Origin of the sequence: Amycolatopsis sp. DSM 110486 (genome assembly GCF_019468465.1) — a bacterium.
GTDB lineage: Bacteria > Actinomycetota > Actinomycetes > Mycobacteriales > Pseudonocardiaceae > Amycolatopsis.
Genome location: NZ_CP080519.1, coordinates 3,190,039 through 3,212,967, shown reverse-complemented (window position 1 = coordinate 3,212,967; position 22,929 = coordinate 3,190,039). Strand labels below are relative to the sequence as shown.

Sequence of the window (22,929 nt, the reverse complement as noted above, 5' to 3'; positions counted from 1 at the left end):
TGGATCTCCGTCACGCACATTCCGGACGAGGAGGTACGGATGGGGCAGGCGGAAGGGCGGCTGAGCCGTCGCTCGGTTCTCGGCGGCGCGGCGGCGGCCGGCATGGCAGGCGCGGCGGCGGGTCTCGGCGGCGCGTTCGCTGAGGCGGCCGCGGGCCCCCGGCGGCGCGGCAGCCTCGACGACGTCGAGCACGTCGTGGTGCTCATGCAGGAGAACCGGTCGTTCGACCACTACTACGGCACGGCGGCCGGCGTCCGCGGCTTCGGCGACACCGCGGCGGTGCGTGACGTGTTCCGCCAGCCCGACGCGAAGCGCACCGACGGCGGCCACCTGCTGCCGTTCCACGTCGACACCGCGCTCGTCGACGGCCAGGACCTCGGCGACCTCGCGCACGACTGGGCCACCACGCACCAGGCGTGGGCCAACGGCGCCTACGACGCGTGGGTCCCGGCGAAGACCGAGATGACCATGAGCTACTTCAACCGCGACGACCTGCCGTTCCACCGGGCGCTCGCGAGCGCGTTCACCCTGTGCGACAACTACTTCTGCTCGCTGCAGGGCCCGACTACGCCCAACCGCCTCTACCACTGGACGGGCATGATCGACCCGGACGGCGCGCTCGGCGGCCCCGCGACGTGGAACCCGGACGACTACAAGCCCGTCTACCGCTGGACGACCTACCCCGAGCGCCTGCAGGCCGCCGGGATCTCCTGGCAGGTCTACGCGAACGACGAGGTCGGCGACGGCGCGGACGGGTACGTCGGCGACTACGGCGACAATCCACTGTGGTTGTTCCAGCAGTACCATGACGCGCTGGCGTCGGCGGACCCGAAGAAGCGCCAGCTCGCCGAGCGGGCCAGCCTGCGCACACAGTGGAAGGCGGATTCGGGGCAGGGCAAGAACGTCGACCACGTGCTGCAGCAGTTCGTGGCGGACTGCAAGGCGGGCACGCTGCCGGTGGTTTCGTGGGTGGTGGCGCCGTACGCGTACTGCGAACACCCGGCCGCGCGGCCGGTCGACGGCGCGGCATACACGCAGCGCGTGCTGAAGGCGTTGTGGGACAACCCGAAGCTGTGGGAGTCCACTGTGGTCCTGATCAACTACGACGAGAACGACGGGTTCTTCGACCACGTCGTGCCGCCGTGCGCTCCGGCCGGGACGCCGGGCGAACTGCTGCCGGTGAACCAGCCGTCGGGCCCCGGCGGCGTCGGGACGGGCGCACTGGCGCCGATCGGCCTCGGCCCGCGCGTGCCGATGACAGTGATCTCGCCGTGGAGCCGCGGCGGGTTCGTGAACTCGCAGGTCTTCGACCACACGTCCGTGCTGCGGTTCCTGGAGACGTGGACGGGTGTGCGCGAGCCCAACATCTCGGCGTGGCGCCGCGAGATCTGCGGTGACCTGACCAGCTGCTTCGACTTTTCGCGTCGGGATGTTTCCATCCCCACGCTGCCGGACGCGACGGCGTTGCGTGCCGAAGCGGACCGGACGCAGACGAAGCTGCCCAAGCCGGCGCCCCCGCTGACAGGGCAGCAGGCAATGCCGGAACAGGAGCGCGGTACGGCTCCGGCGCGGGCGTTGCCTTACCAGCCGGTGGCTTTTGTTTCGGTGGGTGCGGGGTCGCTGGCTTTGCAGGCGTCGAACCACGGGGCGGCTGGTTTGCAGTTGGCTTCTTACGCTTATCACGCCGGTGGGGTTTCGCAGCGGTTCGACGTTTCCGGTGGTGGTTCTGCTGCTGGGAAGATTGCGTTTTCCGGTTCTTATGACATCGCGGTTCACGGACCTAATGGATTTGTGGTGGAGGCGTCAGGGGATTCGTCGACTTCGGGGGTGGAGGTCACGGCTTCCATTTCGGGTTCGGCCGCGCACCCGGTTTTCCAGGTAAAGGTGACGAATTCCACGTCTCGGCCGGCGACGTTGACGGTGAAGGGGCGCCCCGGCTTTGTGGTGGGTGCGCACGGTTCGCACACGCTTTCCGTTGATGCGCTGACCGACCATTCCGGCTGGTACGACGTGCAGCTGTCGCTCGTCGGGCACCCGGAGTGGCATCGGCGGTTCGCCGGGCACCTGGAGAACGGGCAGCCGAGCAGGACGGCTTGATCTGGCTGCGCGAGGGGACCGTTCGCTGGGCGAAGGGTCCCCTCGCGCGGCGCTCGCGCATGACTGGACCTCTCGCGCGCTCGGCGGCGTGACTGGACCTTTCGCGCGCGGGTTGCGCCGCGAGGGGACCTTTCGTGCCCAACCTGTGGGTGCGACTGGACCACTCGTGCGCTGGCTGAGACGCGACGGGACCGTTCGTGCCGTCGATTGAGTGCGAGCGGTCCGGTCGCGGCGCACCGAGCGCGGGCGAGGGGACCTCTCGTGCCACAGCAGCGGAGCGAGTGGTCGCTTCGTGCCAGTCTCGACGCCGCGAGTGGTCCCCTCGCGCCGGCGTGACTGCGCGACTGCGCGACTGGACCGTTCGCGCACATGAACCGGCACGAGGGGACCGTTCGCCCAGCGAATGGCCCCCTCGTGAGGCGTCAGCCCCGCAAAGCGTTCAACGCGAACGCCGCATACATCGCCACCCCAGCCGGCATCGCGGCCTCGTCGAAGATCACCCGGTTCGAGTGATTCGCGGGAGCGTCCGAGGGCGAAAGCCCCGGCGGGCAGGCCCCGAGGAACGCGAACGCCCCCGGAACCCGTTGCAGTACATACGAAAAGTCCTCCGCCCCCATGATCGGGTGCGGGATCTCCTGGACGTTCTCCTCGCCGAGCACCGTCGCGCCAAGGGCCAGCACCTCGGCGGCCACCGCGGCGTCGTTCACGGTCGGCGGGTAGCCCGGCTCGATGTCGGCCAGGACGCGGCAGCCGTGGGCCGCCCCGATGGACTCGCAGACGCGGGGCAGCTCGGTCCGGACCACGGCGCGCGTGGCTTCCGACAGGGTGCGGATGGTCCCTTCGAGCACGGCCGTCTCGGGGATGATGTTCGTGGTCGTGCCGGCCTCGATGCGGGTCACGGAGATCACGGCGGGGTCGAAGACGCCGATGCGGCGGGTGACCATCGTCTGCAGGGCGCCGACCATCGCGGCCGCCGCGGGGACGGGGTCGATGGCTTCCTGCGGGGCGGACCCGTGGCCGCCGCGGCCGGTGACGTCGACGCGGAAGGTGTCGGCGGACGCCATCATCGCGCCGCCGCGGACCTGGAGGAGGCCGGTGGGCGTGTTGGCCATCATGTGGAGGCCGAAGGCCTGTGAGACGCGCGGGCCGGCGGCGTCGAGCACGCCCTCGTGGATCATGAAACGCGCGCCGTGGTGGCCTTCCTCGCCGGGCTGGAACATGAAGACCACGGAGCCGGCCAAGGAGTCGACGCGCGAGGCCAGCAGGCGGGCGGCGGAGGCGAGCATGGCGACGTGGGTGTCGTGCCCGCAGGCGTGCATGGAGTCGTCGACCTCGGACGAGAACTCGAGGCCGGTGTCCTCGTGCAGCGGCAACGCGTCCATGTCCCCGCGCAGCAGCACGGCCGGGCCCGGGCGCGCGCCGCGCAGCACGGCGGTGAGCGACGTCGTGGAGCGGCCTTCGGTCACGGAAAGCGGCAGGTCGGCCAGGGCCGAACGGATGGCTTCCTGCGTCTGGGGCAGCTGGAGCCCCTGCTCCGGCCGGCGGTGCAGAGCGCGGCGCAACGCGACGGTGCGGTCCTGCAGCTCCCGCGCGGCGTCGAGCAGCCCGTCGAGGCGGGTGTCCGGGAGAGTCGGCAGGTCGGTGGGTCCGGTCATGGCTCGATAGTGGCACCACGGACGCTTCGGGTGCACCGTGCGTGCGCTCGCATCGGTGGCGGAATACGGTGTGCGCATGGCGGTGCAAGAGCCGGTCACGGGCTTCGCGATGGCAGTGGTCCGAGAAGACGGTCGGTGGCGGTGCAGTGCGCTCGATCCCGCGGCGCTCACGGAGCTCGACGCGGCGATCACCGAGCTGGGGAAACTCCGCTCGACCGGCGCGGCGTTCGGGCTCCTGGCGGTGGACGACGAGTTCTTCGTGATCGTGCGGCCGAGCCCGCGGGGGCCGTCGCTGTTGCTGTCGGACGCCGCGGCGGCGCTCGACTACGACATCGCCGCGGACGTGCTCGACGTCCTGCGCGTCGACCCTCCCGACGAGGACGACGACGCCGTCTGGCCCGAAGGCGACCTCGACATCCTCACCGATCTCGGACTGCCGGGCGGCGAGCTTGAAGTTATCGTCGGAGAGGTGGATCTCTACCCCGACGAGCAGCTCCAGATGGTCGCTCAGCGCTGCGGCTTCGCGGCCGAGTTCTCGAAACTTCTGGACGAGCTCTGAGACGCCCGGCCGACACCGAAGCCGTGCAGGCGGCGCTCGAAGCCGCGCGCGGTCCAGGCGCCGATGTGCCCATCGGCGCCGTGGTGTTCGGCCCTGACGGAAGGCCTCTCGCCGCGGCCCGCAACGCCCGCGTCGAGCTCGGCGACCCCACCGCCCACGCGGAGATCCTCGCCCTGCGCGCGGCCGCCCGCGTCCACGGCGACGGGTGGCGCCTGGAGGGCTGCACGCTCGCCGTGACGTTGGAACCATGCACGATGTGCGCGGGCGCCCTCGTGCTCGCCCGCGTGGCCCGCCTGGTGTTCGGCGCGTGGGAGCCCAAGACCGGCGCCGTGTCCTCCCTGTGGGACGTCGTGCGCGACCGCCGGCTCAACCACCGCCCCGAAGTCCACGGCGGTGTGCTGGCCGCGGAGTGCGCCGAGCTGCTCGAGACGTACTTCGCCACCCGCCGCCACCCCGCCGACGTCGTGCCTTCGGCCTCCGGTATTGTTCTCGGCGGTGGCGTGTCCGAGCGGCCGAAGGAGCACGACTCGAAATCGTGTGACGGTTAATCCCGTCCGTGGGTTCAAATCCCACCGCCACCGCTCTTACCAGCCAGAACGCCCGGCAACCCTCACAGGGTCGCCGGGCGTTCTGCTGTGTGGTCTCAGTTCTGGTCTCAGTTGTACCCGCTACGCGGGCACAGGGACGCCGTCCGGGCCGTCCTCGTCGTCCTCCTCTCCCTCATCGTCAACGGCCCAGACGTGGTTGCCTACCTGGTCCGCGATCGCGGCCGTGAACTCGCTCGTGACGTGCATGTACCGCTTCGCCACGGCCGCGTTTGACCAGCCCATCAGCTCCATCACGGCGGGCAGTGGCACCTTGAGCTCAAGCAGCACGGTGGCCGCCGTGTGGCGGAGATCGTGCAGCCGTCCGTCCCGGACGCCAGCGTGTGCGAGCAAGGCTTTCCAAGATCGGTTATCCGGCGTCGGATGAGTCGGCCGGCCGATGGGTGTGGCGAACACCCAGTCACCGCCCTCCCACAGGTCTCCCGCTTGCTCGCGCTCGACCTCCTGCCCTTCGCGGTGCGCGTCGAGCTGTTCGGCGAGCTGGTGCGGAATGCCGATCGTGCGCCGACCGGCGCGCGACTTCACCTCGCCGACCACGAGCCCACCGCCCCAGCGCTTCGGGCAGAACGCGCCGAATTGGTGCCCGCACGGTTTCTCGGTCGTACAGCCGTGCTGCCAGTTGTGCTGGCCGATGGAACGGCGGATCCTCATTGTCCCGGCGCCTCGCCTGTTCGGGCACTCATTGGCCTGGAGCGTCTGGCGGCACGTGTTGCCTTTCGGGCATCCGTGCTTCCAGGACAGGGAAATGTCCTCCCATTTGAGGCCAAGGGCTTCACCGCGGCGGAGCCCGAGCGCGAGTGCGACGACGAACCGTGTGCCATTCCGGATCTCGGCCGCTGCCCGGATCAGCTGCTTTGCCTCGTCCCGCGTAAACGGGATGATTTCCTCCTCTTCGACACGAGGTGCCTTCGCGATCCGGGCCGGGTTGATGACGATGTGCCGTCGTCGAACGGCCTCGTTCAGTGCCGCCCGAACGGTGCGGTGAGCGAGATGCGCGGTGGACGCTTTGAGTCCACCTTGCATCATTTTCCGGTACGCGGCTTCCAAATGCTCCGGTTGCAGCTTGTGCAGCTTGTGGGCACCGACTTTCGGGATCAGGTGCTTGTATACCGACGCGCGGTAACCAACCATCGTCGTCGTCCGCACGGACGGTGCCGCGATGTTCTCGACCCAGTGCGTCAGCCAAGTCTCGACAGTCCAACCCTTTCCGGGCTTTCGTGCTGTTCCGTTGTCGCGCTGCTTTTCGAGTTCCTTTACGGCGTCCTTTACTGCGTCTTCGTCTTTTCGCGACACGTGACGGCGATCCGGCTTCCCGTCGTCGCCGATGCCCATCGTTACGCGGCCGTGCCAGCGGCCATCGCTGCCCAGGTAGATGGTGCTTTCGCCGTTTGCTGCACGCTCACCCTCGGAGCGCTTTTTCCTTGGCATGTAAGGCCCTTTCGGTCAGGCCGCCTGAGCGGCGGTGAGCTGGTTGATGTAGTCGGTGATGGCGGTGGCTGGCACTCGTCGTAGGTGGCCGATGCGGATGCTGGCGATCTGGCCGGTCTTGATCAGGCCGTACATGGTGGTGCGGCCGATGCTGAGTCGTTGGGCGGCGGCTTCGACGGAGAGGAGTGTGTAGGCGTCGGCGGAGGTGCGGTCCGGGACGTGGGTCAGGTGCGCGGTCATGGTCGGGTCCTTCCGGGTGTGGCCGGTCGGGGGTTTCCGGGTCGGCGGGGCGGATGAGTTGGTGGATGAGGTCGGGATGAGTTCGGCTGTGGGCGAATGAGTTGCCTCATTCGGCGGATGAGTTCCTCATTTCGGGTCTTGACCAGGGAAAATGAGCTGGAATGAGCTGAATGAGGCGGATGAGCTGGCCTGGCTGGCGTGGCTGTGGGGGCCGGTTTTCGTCGTGTGCGCGGCGGGCGGGCGGACTCATTCGCCGGTGGGCTGCCCCCCCTCCTGCCAGCCTTGGTGAGGTGGCTGGGTCGGGAGTGCTGGCAGGTGGGGGGTGGCTCAGTGAGTGGGCCGTGGCCTGCTCGGCTGGTGGCCCGTTGGGCGGGGTTTCAGCGCTGTCTCTGGCGGGTGTCCACTGAGCCACTGGCGGCGGGTTCGGCCTGGTCGTGCCCAGTGGATCGGGTGGAGTGGGTGGGCAGTGGGAATCCACCGCGCGCGCCGCGATCCACTGGCGGCCCGATGAGGGAGCCACTGGCGGCGAGGCGTTCGGCGGTGTGGTCGAGCCGGGCGACGATGCCGTCAATGCGGGCGATGGCGTGGCCGGCCAGCTGGTGCAGCCGGGCGGCGCTGCGGTCGGTGAGGCGGGCGGTGGCCGACGCGTGAGACATGGGCGGAGCCTCCTTCTGAGTTTCGGGCCGTTGTGGAGTGGCGGCGGGGTAGGGAGGGAATCGGGGCGAGGTGGTCGGCAGGGCCGTTTTCCGGGGTTGTGGAGGGGCGATTCCCTCCGATTCCCTCGCTCCCTTGTTCCCTTCCGGGAGTGTTTTCGCTGGTCAGGCTTAGGGAATGGGTTAGGGAGGCGTGGAGGGAAAATTCCCTCGCCTGCTGGCGGCTCCCTCGGCGATTCCCTCGCCGTTCCCTACGGAGGGGAAGCGGCGACAGGGTGGTGTCGGCCCGGTTTCCTGGCCTCCCGGACGGCTGCGGTCGGGTCGTTCCCCCGCTCCCCTTTCTCCCCTCCGGGCGGGTTCGCGCTGGTCGGCTTGGGGAGCCAGGGAGGGGAGCCAGGAGAAGCGAATGCTTCTCCGTGCGGGCCGGTTCCCCTGCTGGTTCCCCCGGCCGGTGGCGGGTTACGGCATCACCGGATCAGGCCAGCCGACCCCCGGATTCCGGGATGTCGGGTGGTGCGCGGGTCCGTAATCCGGGCGGTGGCCGGCGCTCGCCCGTCGGCGTCGGCGGCGGGTGCTGGGGATCGCCTCGCCCCACCGGTCGCCCCAGTGGTGTCGGGCGGTGCGCGGCGCGGGCGGGGTGGACAGTTCGGTGTCGAGGACGGTCATGGCCCAGCCGAGGACGCGGGCGACGGCGAGGAACGGGAGCCGGGCCAGGTGCAGGCCGGTGAAGACCAGAAGCAGGCTGGTGAAGCGGACCAGGGCGAGGGTGCCGTAGCGCTCCAGCACACGGGTGGCGGTCATGACGGCCTCTTTCGCGGGTGAGTCTGGGTGAGTTGGTGGGTGAGTTTCGGGGTGAGTTCGCGGGTGGGCGGGTGAGTTGACGCACTCCGGGGTGAGTCGGGCGTTTGTGGTGTCTGACCTGCGGAAAGTGAGTCGGGGTGAGCTGGGTGAGGCGAGTGAGTCGGGTCCTGGCGGGGCCGCTGGACCCCGGTTTTCGGGCTGTGCGTCGCAGGCCGTGCGAGCTCACCCGGCGGTGGCGGGCTGTCTCCTTCGCGGTGGTGAGTTGGTAAGGGCGTAAGAGCGCAAGGGCGCAAGAGTGGAGAGGTATAGGCGGTTGCGCTCTTGCTTTGCGCTCTTACCGTTTGTGCTGGTCACGGCCTTTCGGTGGAAGAGCGCAGGGCAAGGGCGCAGGGCGCTCCCCCTCTCCCGGTTGCGCCCTTGCGCCCTTGCGCTCCTCTTCCGGTGCCGGGCCGGGCAGCAGCCAGTACCAGGCGCCGCTGACCCTGCGGGCCTCGATGGGGGTGTTCTTCTTGGCGTTCTTGAGCTGGTCTTCGCTCCACGGGCCGACTTCGGCGCCCTCGGCGTAGATCTCGGCCGAGAGCAAGCCCTTGCCGTGGTGGCCGGGGACGGGTTCGCCGCGCTGGTCGAGCAGCTCCAGCAGCCAATCCCGGGCCTGGTCGCGGTCCTTGCGGTGGCTGGTTTCCTCCTTGGTCGGGGGCGTCTCGTCCATCAGCTGCCGGACGTGGGTGTCGGTCTCGCCGACCATGACCAGCCGTCCCCAGGTGGCGGGGCCTTTGGCGGTGGCGACCTCGACCGGTTCCACGAGGTAACGCAGGGAGGGCAAGGCGGTCGGGCCGACGTTGTTCTTGATCTGGGAGATCACGCACGAGCCGTCGTCGGCGATGGTGTCGCGGGCGAAGGCGATGCCCGCGCGGGCCACGGCCCCGAACGCGCGGCCGCCCATGATCCGGCTCATCGGGTCGAGCCCGCTGGCCTTGTTGAAGTGGGCCAGGCCGAACACCGCGCACCCGGTGTCGGCGGCGAGCCGAGCCAGGGGTTCCAGCGCCCGGCGCAGGTCGCGATCCTGGTTGACGTTGATCGACAGGTCGATCGCGGAGATGAGCGGATCGACCACGAGCAACGCCACGTCGGCCCCGGTGATCGCGGTGGCCATGCGCTGGCAGTCGCCAGGCAGTGACAGCGGCACGGACGCACCATTGGGCTGTTCGACCTCGACCCGGTACACCCGGGCCATGTCCGCCCCGGCGACCAGCAACCGCCCGGCCAGGGTGTGTTCCCAGCTGTCCTCGGTCGCCGCGTAGATGACGCTTTTCGGGTGCCCGAAGTGCACGCCAGGTAGCTCGCCGAGGGTGACCCGGGCGGCCAGCCACGCGCAGAACAGGGACTTGCCGATCCCTTCCCGACCGGGGCCGACGGTGATCATGCCTTGGGGGATGCGGTCGTCCCACAGCCAGTACGTCGGTTCCGGGTCGATGTCCGACGCGGGGGTGAGTACCACGTGCCGCATGGCGACCGGCGCGGTCTCGTACGGGTCCTCAACCGGGTCTGGGAACGGCTCGGGGTCCAATTCGTGAACCCCGGTGACGGGTCCGTTCACGGGCCACAGGGTGCGCCCGTTGGTCGCGGGGTGGGTCACTGGCGAACTCCCTTGCGGTGGTCGTGCCGGACTCGGTCCGGTCCGGGCGGACCGTGGGTGTACTCGTGCTGGTCCCGGGCCTGTTTGACCCGGTCCGGACGGGTCCGGGTCCATCGGACTCAGGCCCCGGTCCGGGGCTGGGGAACCGGCCCCGGACCCGGACCGGGAGCACGGAGCGGGACCGGGACCGGGACGATGTCGGTCCCGTCGCGGCGGGCCTTGGCGACGGTCTCGGCGAGGGCGGCGCGGCCGTCGAGGTCGGTCGGTTCGTAGAGGGCGATGCCGAGGAATTCGGCGCGGCCGGTGGCGGGGTCGACGTCGAACACGGGCACGTAGAAGCGGGTCCCGTCGGTGATGATCAGCGACAGGTCCTCGCACAGCCCGCCCCGCGCGGCGGGCAGTTGGGCGGGCGGGGTGTGCCCGGTCCGGCGGTAGGGGTCGCGGGGTGCGGATGCCATCGGGTTGCCTCCAACGGGGCGCGGGGGTGAGGGCACAGGGATGCCCGGGACAGGAACAGGGAAAGGTGGTCGGCGACGGCCCGGTGGCCGGCCGGGTGCTACAGGGGCGGGCGGTCGCGGTGGGCCTTGCGGCATAGTTCCTGCGCGGCGACCTGGCAGCGGTACGGGTGGGCATCGGCGGGGAACGCGTCGAGCTCGTTGCCCTCGCGCAGTCGCTGGGCGGCGCAGGCCAGCTGGCCGCGCCCGCAGATCCGGACGCCGCGCACGGTCGCGTCGGCGGCTTCGTTGGTGAGCAGGCCGTAGCGGCCGATCTCCTCGCCGCTGTGCGCGATGGCGAGCGCGACCTCGTCGACGGTGAGCACCCATGGGGCGGGCGCGTCGGCTGGCCACATTCCCAGCCGCTCCACTGCCGTGCCGTCCAGGGCGGTGGCGGGTTCGGCGGGTGCGAGGCGGTGGCCGTGGTCGTAGGTGGCGAACCCGGTGGTCACTGGGTCACCTCGCCGGAGGTGCGCGGGTGCGGGACCTGCCGCGCCGTGCGGGTACGACGGGCGGCGGCGTGCGCGGCGACCAGCTCGGCCACGACCGGGCGGATCATCTCGGCGCGTTCGGTGTCCCAGCTGCCCGGCTTGGCCGCGTCCAGCTCGATGCGCGCAGCTTCCATGCCGTCGCCGCCGATCCCGAACAGCATCTCGGCCATGGCGCCCCGGATGTAGGCGGTGTCCGCGAGCGCGGCGGCCACGTCGTCGCGGCCCTCGCCCTTGGTGGCCGCCCACAGCACCGCGACCAGGTCTTCGACCGAGACCGGTACGACCAGCCCGAGGTTCATCACAACCCGGGTGTCGTTGTCCTGCCGGTGGGTCGGGATGAACTCCGTCGCCACACCAGCCATCAGCGCGTGTCCCATGTGCGTCGTCGTCGCCATGATTCAGGCCACCTCCGCCGCGTTGTCGCCCGTCGCGTTGTCGGCGGCCGGGGTCGCGCCGCCCTCGGAGCAGGCGGCGATCCAGTTGTTGAGCGAGAACCCCTTGATGCGCAGCGCGCCCTTGCCCGTGCCGACCCGCAGCACTTCCAGCTGGCCGGACTCGATAGCCCGGTAGACCGTCGAGCGGTGCACGTCCAGCAGCCCAGCGACGAACTTCACGCGGTAGATGCCGTTATCCTCGACCTGCATCGTGGCTCCCAAGGTTTCGATGTAGGCCCCGGCCGGTGTTCCAGCACCGCCGGGGCCGCTTGCGTTGTGTGCGCTCTCTGCGACACCAGAGACGTTAGCCAACGTAGACAACGTCGCCAATAGTTCTCGACTGTTGTCACCTGGACGGAGTAGTTGACTAAGTCGCGTACCCTGTCTGACATGGACAAACTCGATCCGGCTGACTCCCGAGCGCCCTACCTGCAAGTGGCCGGCCGACTTCGGGAGGCGCTCCGGGCGGAGACCTACCGGCAGGGGGATAAGTTTCCGCCGCACCAGGCAATCGCTGACGAGTTCGGTGTGTCGGTGGGGACGGTGAAGCGTGCCTACACGCTCTTGCAGGACGAGCAGCTGATCGTCACGCGACAAGGGCAGGGCACCTTTGTGCGCGCGTCCGGGGCCGCGGTGCCCGTGGCGGAGACCTCGCCCGGTGGTGCACCGAACAGCGTGGACCTTGCGGACCTTGAGAGGCGGCTCCTCGCGGTCGAGCGCAAGCTTGGGCTTGCGCCCTGACTGACGTTCCGGCGAGTTTTCGCATAGGTTGCCCGTGGCCAGAATTGCCGACGGTGCCGCATGGTCGGTTCCAGTGCGCTGGTGTCGCTGGCGTCTCATGGAAGTAGCTTCGGCCCGACAGGGTGCATGAACCCGGAAAAACGTTCCGGGGCCTACCCGGAAGAACTTTCCGGGTAGCTGGCGCAGCTGCGCGAGAGGGTGGGGACATGCGAGGAATCAGCGAGAACCTGACCATCGGAGAACGCGTCGCGTGGTACCGGCGCCGTCGTGGCATGTCGCAAGAGGCGCTTGCCGGACTGGTTGGCCGTACGAGCGACTGGCTGGGCAAGGCGGAGAACAATCGGATCGAGCTGGACCGTCTGTCCGTGATCCGCAGCCTCGCGGATGCGCTAGACGTCGCGCTCGGGGACCTCATCGGCGAGCCGACCTTGCTGGACTGGACCCCAGACAGCGGCACGGCGACGGTGCCAGCGCTCCGGGCAGCCCTCATGGACTACAGCCAGCTCACGCCAATCCTGACCGCTCCGAAGTCGGACGCGGAACCGCCGGCACTCGACGAACTCGCCCGCGAGCTGCGCTCGGTCTTCGATGCATATCAAGGGTCGCGCTTCGCGTACGCCGCTGGTCGGGCACCGCTTCTGCTCGCGGACGCACTGCTCGCCGCGCGCCAGTACGACGGGGACGATCGCCTGCGTGCTCACGAGTTGCTGGCCTTGAGCTACCAGGCCGCGGCGTCGGTGCTTACGAAGATCGGCGAGGCTGACCTTGCGTGGATGGCGGCTGAGCGCGGCCTGGCAGCCGCCCAGCAGTCGGAGAGCTACGCAATTACCGGATCACTTTTCCGGTCGGTGGCCTTCGCACTTTTGTCGACCGGTCACCACCAACCGGCAATGTCTCTCACAGAGGCGACCGCCGCGTACTTGCAGCCACACCTAAATGACGGCGACGGCGACGTAATTTCGGCTTACGGAACGCTGCTTTTGGTCGGGTCAATGGCGGCTGCGCGCTCTGAAGATAGGGCAGCGACGCGCGGGTACTTGGCTGAGGCTGATGAGGCCGCCCGACGTCTTGGCGTTGACGGAAATCACCTCTGGACGGCATTTGGGCCAACGAACGTCGCGATTCATCGCGTGAACACGGCGATGGAACTCGGGGACGTGCAAGTCGCGCTCGATATTGGCCCAGAGTTGGACACGGCAGCGTTGCCGGTTGAACGGCGAGTGCGGCACATGCTGGACGTTGCCCGCGCCTTCCACGTCTCCGGCCGCCACGATGCCGCGGTTGCTACGGTGCTGAACGCGGAGCGGATGGCGCCCGACCAGGTCAGGCATCACTACCTGAGCAGGCAGCTGGTCATCACGTGGGTTCGCAACGCTCACGGGAAGCCGGGCTTCGAGCTGCACCAGCTCGCCACGCGGATGCACGTCGTAGGCTGACCCGTGTGACAGACGACCCAACGGACAAGTTCGCAACGCCCCGGATTGCCGCCGGGGCGTTGTTCGTAGACGGAAACCGCGTTCTGCTGGTCCGGAAGACGTACGGGAACCGCTGGGATATCCCAGGCGGCTACGTCGATCGGCGTGAGTCGCCGGCGGCGGCCTGCGCACGGGAGCTGCGCGAGGAGATCGGCCTAGATCGAGCAGCTCGGCGGCTGCTCGTGCATGACTGGGCTCCCAGTGAGTCGGAAGGCGACAAGATCCTTTATGTCTTCGGGTGTGGCGATCTTGGTGCCGATGAGAGTGCCATAGTCCTTGACGGTGTCGAACTCGACCACTGGGAGTGGGTCCCGATCGACAAGCTGTCCGACTACCTGATTCCGCGTCTCGCTCGCAGACTGAACCGCGCGTACCAGGCGCACGTGACCGGTACGACGCTCTACCTGGAGCATGGCGAGCTAGTTCTTGAAGAGGCTGGCTGACCTGTGGTTTGTGCTGGCCAGGGCCTTGTAACGGCAAGAGTGCACGAGCAAGGCGCAACCGCCCTACCTCTCCACCCTCGGGCTGTTGCGCCCTTGCGTTCCCTGGCTGAGGGCACAAGGGCACAAGGGCGCAAGGGCGCAACCGGGAGAGGGGGAGCGCCCTGCGCCCTTGCCCTGCGCTCTTGGACCGAAAGCCCGTGACCAGCACAAACGGTAAGGGCGCAAAAGCAAGGGCGCAGCCGCCTATACCTCTCCACTCTTGCGCCCTTACGCTCTTGCGCTCTTAAAGGCAGCGCAGTGCCCTCCTGGAGCCGTGGTCTCAGTTCTGGTCTCAGTTCGAGTCGGTTCGAGCTGCCGCCGCAGTTGCCGGTGTCGCACGTGACCAGGGGATTGGTGCTCGTTAAACGGAGCTGAACAGCCCGGATCGGAACTCGAAATCGTGTGACGGTTAATCCCGTCCGTGGGTTCAAATCCCACCGCCACCGCTCGCGAGTGGGCGAGCTATGTCGACGGAAAGCGTCGAGGTAGCTCGCTCGCTGTGTTTCTGGGGGTGCAACCCCCAGGCCCCGCCCGGAGGGCGTTGCCCCCGGACCCCCGGTGGTGGTCACCTGCCGCGGGTTGGTCACTGTGGCGGATGGCCGTCGTTGAAAGACAAATCCGGTAGTTGTGCTCAGGTCGAGCTGCCGTCAGCGCAGCCGGTCGGCGGGCGTTCGGTTGCGGCGTACCGATTTGCCGGCGGACGCGGGCGGAAGCCGGGGACTCAGTCGAACGGCAGAACGGGTGTGCCGAACGGCTCCAGGAACGAGATCGTCTCCATGATCGTCGACACCCCGGTTTCCACGGCCCGCACGACCGCCGCGCACGCCTCGATCACCGGTTGCACCGCCTCTGTCGAGCGGTCCCCCGCCAGTACCGCCACCGCGGACGTCGCGGCTGACCCCGCGACGCAAGTGACCTGAGCGGCCGTCTCCGCCGCGAGCCGGTCGAGCAGATCGGCCAAGTCCAGCCCGACGGCGGCCGTGCGGGCGGCGGCTTCGGCGGCCTGCCGGTAGTGCACGTCGAGCTCGTCGGCGCGAGTGCGGAACAGGGCGGCGGGCTCGCCGCCCCAGCGCCGTTCCGCGCGGTGGGCGCCGCTTTCGAAGGCGAGGCGGGCGGTGACCAGGACATCGCGGCCGGTCGACAGGGTGCGGGCCGACTCGCGGATGGCGGGGGGTGAGCAGTCGATCTGCTGCAGCGCGGCCACGGGGTCCGGGGCGCCGAGGCGCGCGCCCGCCTTCCGCAGCGGCTCGAGGGTCGCGGCGGCTTTCTCCAGGGCCGGGTGCAGGAAGGGCATCAGGTGAACAGCGCCGTCGCCACCGCGGGGCGGATCTTCTCCGCGTGCCCGCCCGCCGCCATGCGCAGCCGGCCGGCGAGGTCGGACGTCGCGTCGCCCAGCACGCGGGCGTCGACGTCGCGGGCGGCCAGCGCGGCCTCCCAGCGCGAGGCCAGCTCGCGCGCCGGCGCGGAGATGCCGAACGGCGTGGACTCCAGGCGCGCCTCGGCGAAACGGCCGGCCGCCTGGTCGGCATCGGCCGCAGCCTTGTCCAGCGCGTCGGCCGCGGCGCGCAGCCGCTCACTCGTCGAGCTCGCCATGGCGACCTCCCCTTCCCGGAACAAACCAGTTCAAGGTGGCCAGGCCCCCACCTCGTCACCCTGTAGGGGGAGATCTAACCTCATCACGTCCTGTGTGGTCACTCGGCCGGGCGTAGGACTGTTCCACATCGTGAAGAGCCTTGACCCCGCTCGGCAGCGCTGACGACCATCGCGCCCATGCCAGCCACCCGCCCGCGCAGCCGACCCGGCCGCCTTCCCGGCGCAGGCACAGCCGCGCTCCGGTCGACGCGGCAAGTCACTCCGATCGGCCGAACTTCGCTCAACCAAGCCGATTCGCCCACCCGAAGGGCTTGATGTCGATCGACTTCCTGCGGTCGTCGGCCACCCCCGCCGACGGCATCCTCGAAGGCCCGCGCGTGCTGCGCCGGCTACCCGAAGGCGTCGAAGAACGCCCCTACGAACTGTTCACCCTCCGTCCTCTCGGCCGGGTGATCGGGGCCGAAATCGAGGGTGTCGGCCTCGGAGCGTCATTGACCCCCCAGGTTCGCGAAGAGCTGAACCGCGCGTTGCTGGAGTGGAAGGTGCTGTTCTTCCGCGAACAGAAAATGACGTCGGAACAACAGTGCGTGTTCGCTTCCCACTGGGGAGCGTTGGAAACCAACCCCTTCATCCCGCAAGGCGACAACAACGAAGTCGTCCGCTTCACCCGCACCGCGGGCATGCCGGGCTACGAGAACATCTGGCACACCGACGTCACCTGGCGCCCCGCACCCGCGCTCGGCTCCGTCCTCCGGCTGGTGGAGGTCCCGCCGGTCGGCGGCGACACGATGTGGGCCGACATGGCCGCTGCCTACGACAACCTGCCCGCCGACGTGCGCGAACGCATAGACGGACTCACCGCCGTCCACGATTTCGTGCCCGGCTTCGAACGCTTCACCGACCCGGACCTGCTGGCCGCCCACCGGAACCGCTTCCCGCCCGTCGAGCACCCGATCGTCCGGGTCCACCCCGAGACGGGCCGGCGGACGCTGTTCGTGAACCAGGCCTTCACCACCCACGTCGTCGGCCTCGGCAAACCGGAGAGCGACCGCCTGCTCCGCTACCTCTTCCTCCAGGCCCACATGCCCGAGTACCAGGTGCGCTTCCGCTGGACCCGTGACGCCGTGGCGTTCTGGGACAACCGCGCCACCCAGCACTACGCCGTGAACGACTACCACCCCCACAACCGGGTGGCCGAACGCGTCGCCATCGTGGGCGACCGGCCGTTCGGGGCTTAACCTGGTCGTATGAGCGAACCCAAGGCCGTGGTCACCGCGTTCCTGCAGGCTCTCGAGGACATGGACGTCGAGCGGGCGCTGAACCACGTCGCAGTCGACATCACCTACCAGAACGTGCCGCTCCCGGCCGCCCACGGCCTCGCGGCCGTGGAGAAGCAGCTGCGCATGCTGACCCGGTTCGGTACCGGGTTCGAAGCGCGCACGCACCACATCGCCGCCGACGGCAACGTCGTGCTCACCGAACGCACCGATGTGCTGCGCCGCGGCTCGTTCGCGGTGGAGTTCTGGGTGTGCGGCACCTTCGAGATCGAGAACGGCCGGATCGTGCTGTGGCGCGACTACTTCGACTGGACGACGTTCCTCGCGGCCAGCGCGAAGGGCGCCGGACGCGCGGCGGTGGCCGGAGCGAAGACGCTCATCGGCAAGGCCCGTTCGTGAGCGGTGCGGCCGCCAAGCCGCCGAGCCGCACCGCCCACGAACCCCCGGGGCAAACTTTTCGCGGACGCCGCGGTCGCGGGAGAAACGGAAGATCCCGCGTCCGCGGCGTACCCCAGCGGGGCGCGAAACCGCGCGAGCCGAACACGATCAACCCCCATGTGATCGTGTCGCCTCCCCCCGCGGTGTGCGACCCGTGAGCTCCCGGGAAGTGGTCTGGGCCACATTCTCGTGGGCTCGCGAGTAAAGGTACCTCCGCCGCAAACCGACCGCGCCAAAGCTTGACCTGCATTTAAGGCAGATAGGCCGTCCGGGTGACGACCCTGGGGAAACGCCCTCAGCGCTTCGGCGCGAGAAATCCTTCGACGGTGCCGATCCCGGTTCCCACGGCCACCTTTGTGGACCGGCGCGCCGACAGTTCGGCCACGTGCCGCAGCACCTGCGCCGCCGCTTCGCCGGCCAACGGCACGCACTCGTTGTCCTCGCCGCGGCGCACGGGGATCAGCTCGAGCCGCGGCCGGTCGCCGAGCAGGCACCCGGCGAGCAGCCCGTCGACGTGGCGGCCGCGCATCGCGGGCCAGTCGAACACGAGGTTGCCGAGGCTGTAGAGGATCGGGCGGCCGCGGTAGACCTCGACGGCCTGGATGCTGTGCGGCCCGTGGCCCACCACGAGGTCGGCGCCCGCGTCGATGATCGCGTGGGCGTAGACGATCTGGTACTCGGTGAGCTCGTCGCCCGGCAGTCCCCAGTGCATCGACACGACCACGTGGTCGGCCGCCGCGCGGGCGCGGTGGACGTCGGCGACCAGGCGTTCCAGGTCCGCCGGCACCGGGGTGGTGTGGACGATCGGCGGCCGGCCCGGCACGTCGAGCACCCGCGGATCCGGCTGGTACGAGGTGTACGCGCCGGCCACCGCGACGCCCGCCGAATCGGCCTTCGCCTCCTGGCCGACCGGCCAGCACAGCGACGTGAACGCGAGGAAGGCGACGCGGCGATCGGCCCGTTCGATCACGGCCGGCGTGTGCGCGGCGGTGAGGTTCGCACCACCGCCGCAGTAGGCGATGCCGGCCTTCTCCAGCACCGACAGGCTGGCGAGCATGGCCGGCGGCGGGAACGTCACGTTGTTGGCCACCGACACCACGTCGATGCCGACCGCGGTGAGCGCCTCGACCATTTCCGGCGCGGAATGGCGCCAATTCGGCTTGTGCGGGATGTCCAGACCGCCGTGGTCACCCATCGATCCCGACAGCGGGCCCTCGAGGTTGACAAAACGCACGTCGGCCCCGCTCAGCAACGGAGCCAACGCCCGGAATGCCGTTTTCGGCTCGCTTCGGCCCTGCACGTTGACGTCTCCGCCGAGTACGAGAGAGATCACTGTGTCAACCCGTCCCTCGGAGGTAATTCCGCGAACTCGTTACGAATCGTTGCCTCTTAGTCTTCCTACCCTTCGCTTGTTCGGGGGACGATGCGTCGACCGTTCATGCAAAGGGGACTCAGGGTGACCATATCCGGTCGAAGAAAGAGCGTGCTGACCGCCGCTGCCGTCGCGGGCTTGGTGGTGAGCGGCGCTCCCGCCGCACTCGCCGCACCCAGCGCGGACGCGGTCGTCGCCGAGGTCTACGGCGGCGGCGGCAACTCCGGCGCCACGCTCACCAACGACTTCGTGGAGCTCGCGAACCACGGTGGCGCGCCGCTCGCGCTCGACGGCTACAGCGTGCAGTACCTGCCGGCCACGGCCAGCGCGTCGAGCACGTGGCAGGTCACGAAGCTCGCCGGCTCGGTCGCCGCGGGTGGACGTTACCTCGTCCAGGAGTCGAAGGGCACCGGCGGCACCGTCGCACTGCCCACCCCGGACGCGACCGGGACCATCGCGATGTCCGGGACCGCCGGCACGATCGCGCTTGTCAACGGCTCCACCGCGCTGACCTGCAAGACCGCCGCCGACTGCGCCGCCGACCCGCAGGTCAAGGACCTCGTCGGCTTCGGGGACGCCGTGGTCCGCGAGGGCACGCCGACCGCCGCCCTGTCGAACACGACCTCGGCCGCGCGCGCCGCGTCGCTCGCCGACACGGACAACAACAGCGCCGACTTCACCGTCGGCGACCCGACGCCCACCAACTCCAAGGGCGAGACGGCCGGCGGCGGCGACACCGGCCCCGTCGACCCGGGCACCCCCGCGAAGATCCACGACATCCAGGGCACCACGCGGATCTCGCCGCTCAAGGACAAGAAGGTCAGCGACGTCACGGGCATCGTGACGGCCGTGCGCACCTTCGGTTCGTCGCGCGGCTTCTGGCTGACCGACCCGAACCCCGACAGTGACCCGCGAACCAGCGAGGGCCTGTTCGTGTTCACCGGCTCGACCACGCCCGCCGTCGCCGTCGGCGACGCGGTGACCGCGGCCGGCACGGTGAAGGAGTTCTACCCGGACGCCCCGGCGACGTCGAACTACCAGTCGCTCACCGAGCTTTCCAGTGCACAGTGGACGGTCGGCACGCACGGAAACCCGTTGCCCGCGCCCACGAAGATCACGCCCGACCAGATCCCGGACGTGCTCGCGCCCAACGCCGGCGGCAACATCGAGGCGCTGCCGCTGGAGCCGGCGAAGTACGCGCTGGACTTCTGGGAGTCTCACGAGAGCGAGATCATCAGCATCTCCGACGCCCGCGTGGTCGGCCCGAGCAACGACTTCGACGAGCTCTACGTGACGACGAAGCCGCAGCAGAACCCGACGCCGCGCGGCGGCACGGTCTACCTCGGCTACGACAAGATCAACACCGGTGTGCTGAAGGTCCAGTCGATCATCCCGTTCGACCAGCAGCCGTTCCCGAAGGTCAACACCGGTGACGTGCTCACCGGGACGACATCAGGCCCCGTGGAGTACAGCAGCTTCGGCGGCTACACGCTCTTCGCGTCGCAGATGGGTCCGGCGAAGGACAACCACCTTCAGAAGGAGGTCACTGCGCGCCAGCGTCCCGGCCAGCTCGCGGTGGCGACGTACAACGTCGAGAACCTCGCGCCGTCCGACCCGGACACGAAGTTCGCGCAGCTCGCGCACGGCATCGTCGACAACCTGGCCGCGCCGGACGTCGTGACCCTGGAGGAGATTCAGGACAACGACGGCGCCACCAACGACGGTGTGGTCGCCGCCGACGTGACGCTCAAGAAGTTCACCGACGCGATCATCGCGGCGGGCGGCCCGCACTACCAGTGGCGCGAGATCGACCCGACCAACGACGAGGACGGCGGCGAGCCGGGCGGCAACATCCGCGTGGGCTTCCTGTTCAACCCGGCGCGAGTGTCCTTCGTGGACCGTCCGGGTGGCAGCGCGCTGTCCTCGGTGGGTGTCGTGAAGGACCACGGCAAGGTGCACCTGACGCAGTCTCCGGGCCGCGTCGACCCGACGAACGACGCGTGGACCGACAGCCGCAAGCCGCTGGCCGGCGAGTTCGTCTTCCAGGGCCGCACGGTGTTCGTGATCGCCAACCACTTCAACTCCAAGGGCGGCGACCAGCCGACGCACGGCCGGTTCCAGCCGCCGGTACGCAGCTCCGAGGTGCAGCGTCAGAAGCAGGCGACCGTGCTGAAGGGTTTCGTCTCGCAGCTGCTTTCGGCTGACCGCAACGCCAACGTGGTGGTCGCCGGCGACCTGAACGACTACCAGTTCTCGCCGGCGCTGGCCCAGCTGACGTCCGGTGGCCTGAAGGACCTCATCGCGACGCTGCCCGCCGCCGAGCGGTACAGCTACGTGTTCGAGGGCCAGTCGCAGGTGCTGGATCACATCCTGGCCGCGCCGGCTCTTCGCGGCGTGGACTACGACGTGGTCCACATCAACGCCGAGTTCGCCGACCAGGCCAGCGACCACGACCCGCAGATCGTGCGGTTCCGGCCGTCGACGGGGAACAAGCTGGAGGACCTGGCTTACGACCTGCTGGACTACCTGGACCAGTTGTTGGGGCGGACAGCTCCGCGTAAGTAGTTCTTGATACACACCGAAGGCCACCATTCTCCGCGAATGGTGGCCTTCGGTGTGTTCGGGGTGGCTAGAATTGGCTCCTTGCAAGCGAACGGGGGCGCGGTGGCAGACGAGGGCGAGGCCAAGAAAACCGGCTGGGGCACGCTCGGGCACCAGTGGATCACCGCGATCGCCGCGCTGGTCACGGCGCTGACCGGGGCCGGGTTCTTCGTCGGGCGGGCCAGTGCGCCGAGCACGCCCGCGCAGCCGGCGCCGGTGACCGCGACCGTCACGGTGACGGCCGGTGCGCCGGTTTCGAACGGCCACGCGTCGCCGCGTTCCTCGCCGAGCAACGCGCCGGACGCGTACTTCACGGGCCCGGTCACGTTCGGCAGCATCAACCTCGACCTCAACCCGCCCGCGGAAGGCGACGAGAACGACATCGCGGACCACTTCGGCTCCGACCTCTTCACCACCGGCGAGAGCAGGATGCGCGTCTGGGTCGACGACGGCGTGCCCGGTCGCGACGATTGCAGCCGGCTGGCCGCGGCCGACGGCACGAACCAGCTCGACTCGCTGCACGCCGGCAGCATCGTCTGCGGGATCACCGCCAAGGGCCGCCCGTTCCGGCTGACGGTGAAGGTGTCGGCGGCCTCGGACCTGGTGACCGACGCGGTGGTCTGGAACGCCTAGCCGATCGGCGAGCAACCCGTAGTCGAAAGGCGTACGTGGTGATCAGCCCGCCGCATGTTGTCCCGGCAGCCGCGCGATTCGTACGTTCGGACCAACCGATGAGGAGGTCCGAATGCGCAGGATTTTGACCGTGGGCGCGGCTGTTCTGGTGGCCGGCACGGTGGTGGCGGCGCCCGCCATGGCGGTGTCCGGTGGGGAGCCCGCGGCCGACGGCGCGGCGCCGTGGATGGCGACGGTCGTGTTCAAGGGTGACGAGCCCTTGGTGCAGCGGGAAAGTTGCGGCGGCGCGTTGATCGCGCCGGATCGGGTGGTGACGGCGGCGCACTGCCTCGACCACGTGGACCCCACGCACTTCGAGGTGCACCTCGGGGGTGGGACGCTGTCGACGGATCCCGGGCGGATCGTGCCGATCGAGGGGTGGTCGGTCGACCCGGGGTTTCGGCTGATCCCGTCGCCGAAGGCGCCGGAGGACTACTCGAAGGCCAGTGCCGCCGACGATGTCGCGCTGATCAAGCTGGCGCGTCCGGTGTTCGACATTCCGACGTTGCCGGTGGCCAACAGGGCGCCGAAGCCAGGCTCCACTGTGGACGTCTACGGGCACGGGCTCACCAAAACACCGGACCCGAAGGACCCGCTGCCCGCGCTCGGTGACCAGCTCGCGCACGCGCAGCTCAAGGTGATCGACGACCAGGCGTGCGGGCAGTCGTTCGGGAGCCAGGACGTGGTCGACGGGCCGTCGGTGCTGTGTACGCAGGCTGCGGCCACAGTCTGTTCCGGCGACAGCGGCGGTCCGCTGGTTCAGGACGGCCGGCTCGTCGGCGTCGTCAGCTTCGCCGGTGAGGTCGCCGGTAAGCAGTGCGGCGAGCCGACCGCCAACGGGTTCGCCGACGCGGCCGCGTTGCGTTCCTTCCTGACGCAGCCGAGGCCGCCGCTGGCACCGATGACTCAGGTGGACCCCACGATCGCCGGAACCAAAGCCGCAGGCAACACGCTCACCTGTGACGCTCCGAAGTGGACCAACGGCACACCGGCCAAGGTGGACTACGCCTGGTACTCCAACAAGGTCGACCCCTCCAACGGCTTCGAGTTCTACATCCCGATCGAGGGCGCCACGAACCCCCAGCTCGCCGTCACCCCCGACCTCGCGGCCCACAAGCTGGACTGCGGCGTCACGGCCAGTACTGCGGGCGGCACCGTCGTGCTCTACGCCGACGTCATCTGACG

The 22,929-nt window shown here is 69.4% G+C and carries 23 protein-coding genes, 1 tRNA gene and 1 pseudogene; 12 read left to right on the top strand and 13 right to left on the bottom strand.

What is annotated here, in order from left to right; translation table 11 throughout:
- Positions 1-39: 39 nt before the first annotated feature.
- On the top strand, positions 40-2,097 hold the full coding sequence (locus tag K1T34_RS15645) for a phosphocholine-specific phospholipase C (RefSeq protein WP_220244983.1): 2,058 nt from the start codon (positions 40-42) through the stop codon (positions 2,095-2,097).
- A 422-nt stretch (positions 2,098-2,519) separates the two neighbouring features.
- Here the strand turns inward: K1T34_RS15645 and K1T34_RS15640 are convergent, their stop codons facing one another.
- Positions 2,520-3,752 carry a M20 family metallopeptidase gene (locus K1T34_RS15640; protein WP_220244982.1) on the bottom strand — a complete coding sequence of 411 codons (1,233 nt, stop codon included), beginning with the start codon at positions 3,750-3,752 and terminating at the stop codon, positions 2,520-2,522.
- Between the two features lie 76 nt (positions 3,753-3,828).
- On the opposite strand from K1T34_RS15640, the gene K1T34_RS15635 reads away from it, so the two are divergent.
- The 3 genes and pseudogenes from K1T34_RS15635 to K1T34_RS15625 all read left to right on the top strand — a co-directional run bounded on the left by K1T34_RS15635 (position 3,829) and on the right by K1T34_RS15625 (position 4,892).
- Positions 3,829-4,311: a tRNA adenosine deaminase-associated protein gene (locus K1T34_RS15635; RefSeq protein WP_220244981.1), complete on the top strand. Its 483-nt coding sequence runs from the start codon at positions 3,829-3,831 to the stop codon at positions 4,309-4,311.
- 23 nt (positions 4,312-4,334) lie between these two features.
- Positions 4,335-4,760 (top strand): annotated as a pseudogene (locus tag K1T34_RS15630) (nucleoside deaminase); the annotation flags it as partial.
- Between the two features lie 45 nt (positions 4,761-4,805).
- Positions 4,806-4,892, top strand: a tRNA-Ser gene (locus K1T34_RS15625).
- 87 nt (positions 4,893-4,979) lie between these two features.
- Here K1T34_RS15625 and K1T34_RS15620 read toward each other — a convergent pair.
- From K1T34_RS15620 to K1T34_RS15580, 9 genes are all read right to left on the bottom strand, one after another.
- A complete protein-coding gene (locus K1T34_RS15620) occupies positions 4,980-6,344 on the bottom strand; it encodes a site-specific integrase (RefSeq protein WP_220244980.1) in 1,365 nt (454 codons plus the stop codon).
- A gap of 15 nt (positions 6,345-6,359) precedes the next feature.
- The gene (locus tag K1T34_RS15615) at positions 6,360-6,584 is read right to left on the bottom strand and encodes a helix-turn-helix domain-containing protein (protein ID WP_220244979.1); all 225 of its coding nucleotides are present in this window, start codon (positions 6,582-6,584) and stop codon (positions 6,360-6,362) included.
- A gap of 377 nt (positions 6,585-6,961) precedes the next feature.
- The gene (locus K1T34_RS15610; RefSeq protein WP_220244978.1) at positions 6,962-7,240 is read right to left on the bottom strand and encodes a hypothetical protein; all 279 of its coding nucleotides are present in this window, start codon (positions 7,238-7,240) and stop codon (positions 6,962-6,964) included.
- 456 nt (positions 7,241-7,696) lie between these two features.
- Positions 7,697-8,038, bottom strand: a complete 342-nt coding sequence (locus K1T34_RS15605) for a hypothetical protein (protein WP_220244977.1) — start codon at positions 8,036-8,038, stop codon at positions 7,697-7,699.
- 334 nt (positions 8,039-8,372) lie between these two features.
- On the bottom strand, positions 8,373-9,635 hold the full coding sequence (locus K1T34_RS15600; RefSeq protein WP_220244976.1) for an AAA family ATPase: 1,263 nt from the start codon (positions 9,633-9,635) through the stop codon (positions 8,373-8,375).
- A gap of 158 nt (positions 9,636-9,793) precedes the next feature.
- Positions 9,794-10,132, bottom strand: coding sequence for a hypothetical protein (locus K1T34_RS15595; RefSeq protein WP_220244975.1), 339 nt, complete (start codon positions 10,130-10,132; stop codon positions 9,794-9,796).
- A gap of 98 nt (positions 10,133-10,230) precedes the next feature.
- Entirely contained in the window at positions 10,231-10,620 is a 390-nt protein-coding gene (locus K1T34_RS15590; protein WP_220244974.1) for a hypothetical protein, read from the bottom strand.
- Positions 10,617-11,054 carry a hypothetical protein gene (locus K1T34_RS15585; RefSeq protein WP_220244973.1) on the bottom strand — a complete coding sequence of 146 codons (438 nt, stop codon included), beginning with the start codon at positions 11,052-11,054 and terminating at the stop codon, positions 10,617-10,619. The genes K1T34_RS15590 and K1T34_RS15585 overlap by 4 nt, the downstream gene beginning before the upstream one ends.
- 3 nt (positions 11,055-11,057) lie before the next feature.
- A complete protein-coding gene (locus K1T34_RS15580) occupies positions 11,058-11,303 on the bottom strand; it encodes a helix-turn-helix domain-containing protein (protein WP_220244972.1) in 246 nt (81 codons plus the stop codon).
- Positions 11,304-11,483: 180 nt separating this feature from the next.
- On the opposite strand from K1T34_RS15580, the gene K1T34_RS15575 reads away from it, so the two are divergent.
- The 3 genes from K1T34_RS15575 (at position 11,484) to K1T34_RS15565 (ending at position 13,752) form a co-directional block, all read left to right on the top strand.
- Entirely contained in the window at positions 11,484-11,834 is a 351-nt protein-coding gene (locus tag K1T34_RS15575; RefSeq protein ID WP_220244971.1) for a GntR family transcriptional regulator, read from the top strand.
- Between the two features lie 206 nt (positions 11,835-12,040).
- Positions 12,041-13,270 carry a helix-turn-helix domain-containing protein gene (locus K1T34_RS15570; protein ID WP_220244970.1) on the top strand — a complete coding sequence of 410 codons (1,230 nt, stop codon included), beginning with the start codon at positions 12,041-12,043 and terminating at the stop codon, positions 13,268-13,270.
- 5 nt (positions 13,271-13,275) lie between these two features.
- The gene (locus K1T34_RS15565; protein ID WP_220244969.1) at positions 13,276-13,752 is read left to right on the top strand and encodes an NUDIX hydrolase; all 477 of its coding nucleotides are present in this window, start codon (positions 13,276-13,278) and stop codon (positions 13,750-13,752) included.
- 760 nt (positions 13,753-14,512) lie between these two features.
- Here the strand turns inward: K1T34_RS15565 and K1T34_RS15560 are convergent.
- Both K1T34_RS15560 and K1T34_RS15555 read right to left on the bottom strand, forming a co-directional pair.
- Positions 14,513-15,085: a hypothetical protein gene (locus tag K1T34_RS15560; RefSeq protein WP_220244968.1), complete on the bottom strand. Its 573-nt coding sequence runs from the start codon at positions 15,083-15,085 to the stop codon at positions 14,513-14,515.
- Positions 15,085-15,384, bottom strand: coding sequence for a hypothetical protein (locus K1T34_RS15555; RefSeq protein WP_220244967.1), 300 nt, complete (start codon positions 15,382-15,384; stop codon positions 15,085-15,087). The genes K1T34_RS15560 and K1T34_RS15555 overlap by 1 nt, the downstream gene beginning before the upstream one ends.
- Positions 15,385-15,698: 314 nt before the next feature.
- Between K1T34_RS15555 and K1T34_RS15550 the strand changes: the two genes are divergently transcribed.
- Complete coding sequence (locus tag K1T34_RS15550; RefSeq protein WP_220244966.1) at positions 15,699-16,622, top strand: TauD/TfdA family dioxygenase; 924 nt, start codon at positions 15,699-15,701, stop codon at positions 16,620-16,622.
- 9 nt (positions 16,623-16,631) lie between these two features.
- The gene (locus K1T34_RS15545) at positions 16,632-17,060 is read left to right on the top strand and encodes a limonene-1,2-epoxide hydrolase family protein (protein WP_220244965.1); all 429 of its coding nucleotides are present in this window, start codon (positions 16,632-16,634) and stop codon (positions 17,058-17,060) included.
- 334 nt (positions 17,061-17,394) lie between these two features.
- Here the strand turns inward: K1T34_RS15545 and K1T34_RS15540 are convergent, their stop codons facing one another.
- Entirely contained in the window at positions 17,395-18,432 is a 1,038-nt protein-coding gene (locus tag K1T34_RS15540) for a CapA family protein (RefSeq protein ID WP_220244964.1), read from the bottom strand.
- A 105-nt stretch (positions 18,433-18,537) separates the two neighbouring features.
- Here K1T34_RS15540 and K1T34_RS15535 point away from each other — a divergent pair, with 105 nt between their 5' ends.
- The 3 genes from K1T34_RS15535 to K1T34_RS15525 all read left to right on the top strand — a co-directional run bounded on the left by K1T34_RS15535 (position 18,538) and on the right by K1T34_RS15525 (position 22,927).
- Entirely contained in the window at positions 18,538-21,036 is a 2,499-nt protein-coding gene (locus tag K1T34_RS15535) for an endonuclease/exonuclease/phosphatase family protein (protein ID WP_220244963.1), read from the top strand.
- 78 nt (positions 21,037-21,114) lie between these two features.
- Positions 21,115-21,705 carry a hypothetical protein gene (locus K1T34_RS15530; RefSeq protein ID WP_220244962.1) on the top strand — a complete coding sequence of 197 codons (591 nt, stop codon included), beginning with the start codon at positions 21,115-21,117 and terminating at the stop codon, positions 21,703-21,705.
- A 112-nt stretch (positions 21,706-21,817) separates the two neighbouring features.
- Complete coding sequence (locus K1T34_RS15525) at positions 21,818-22,927, top strand: trypsin-like serine protease (protein WP_220244961.1); 1,110 nt, start codon at positions 21,818-21,820, stop codon at positions 22,925-22,927.
- Positions 22,928-22,929 lie beyond the last annotated feature (2 nt).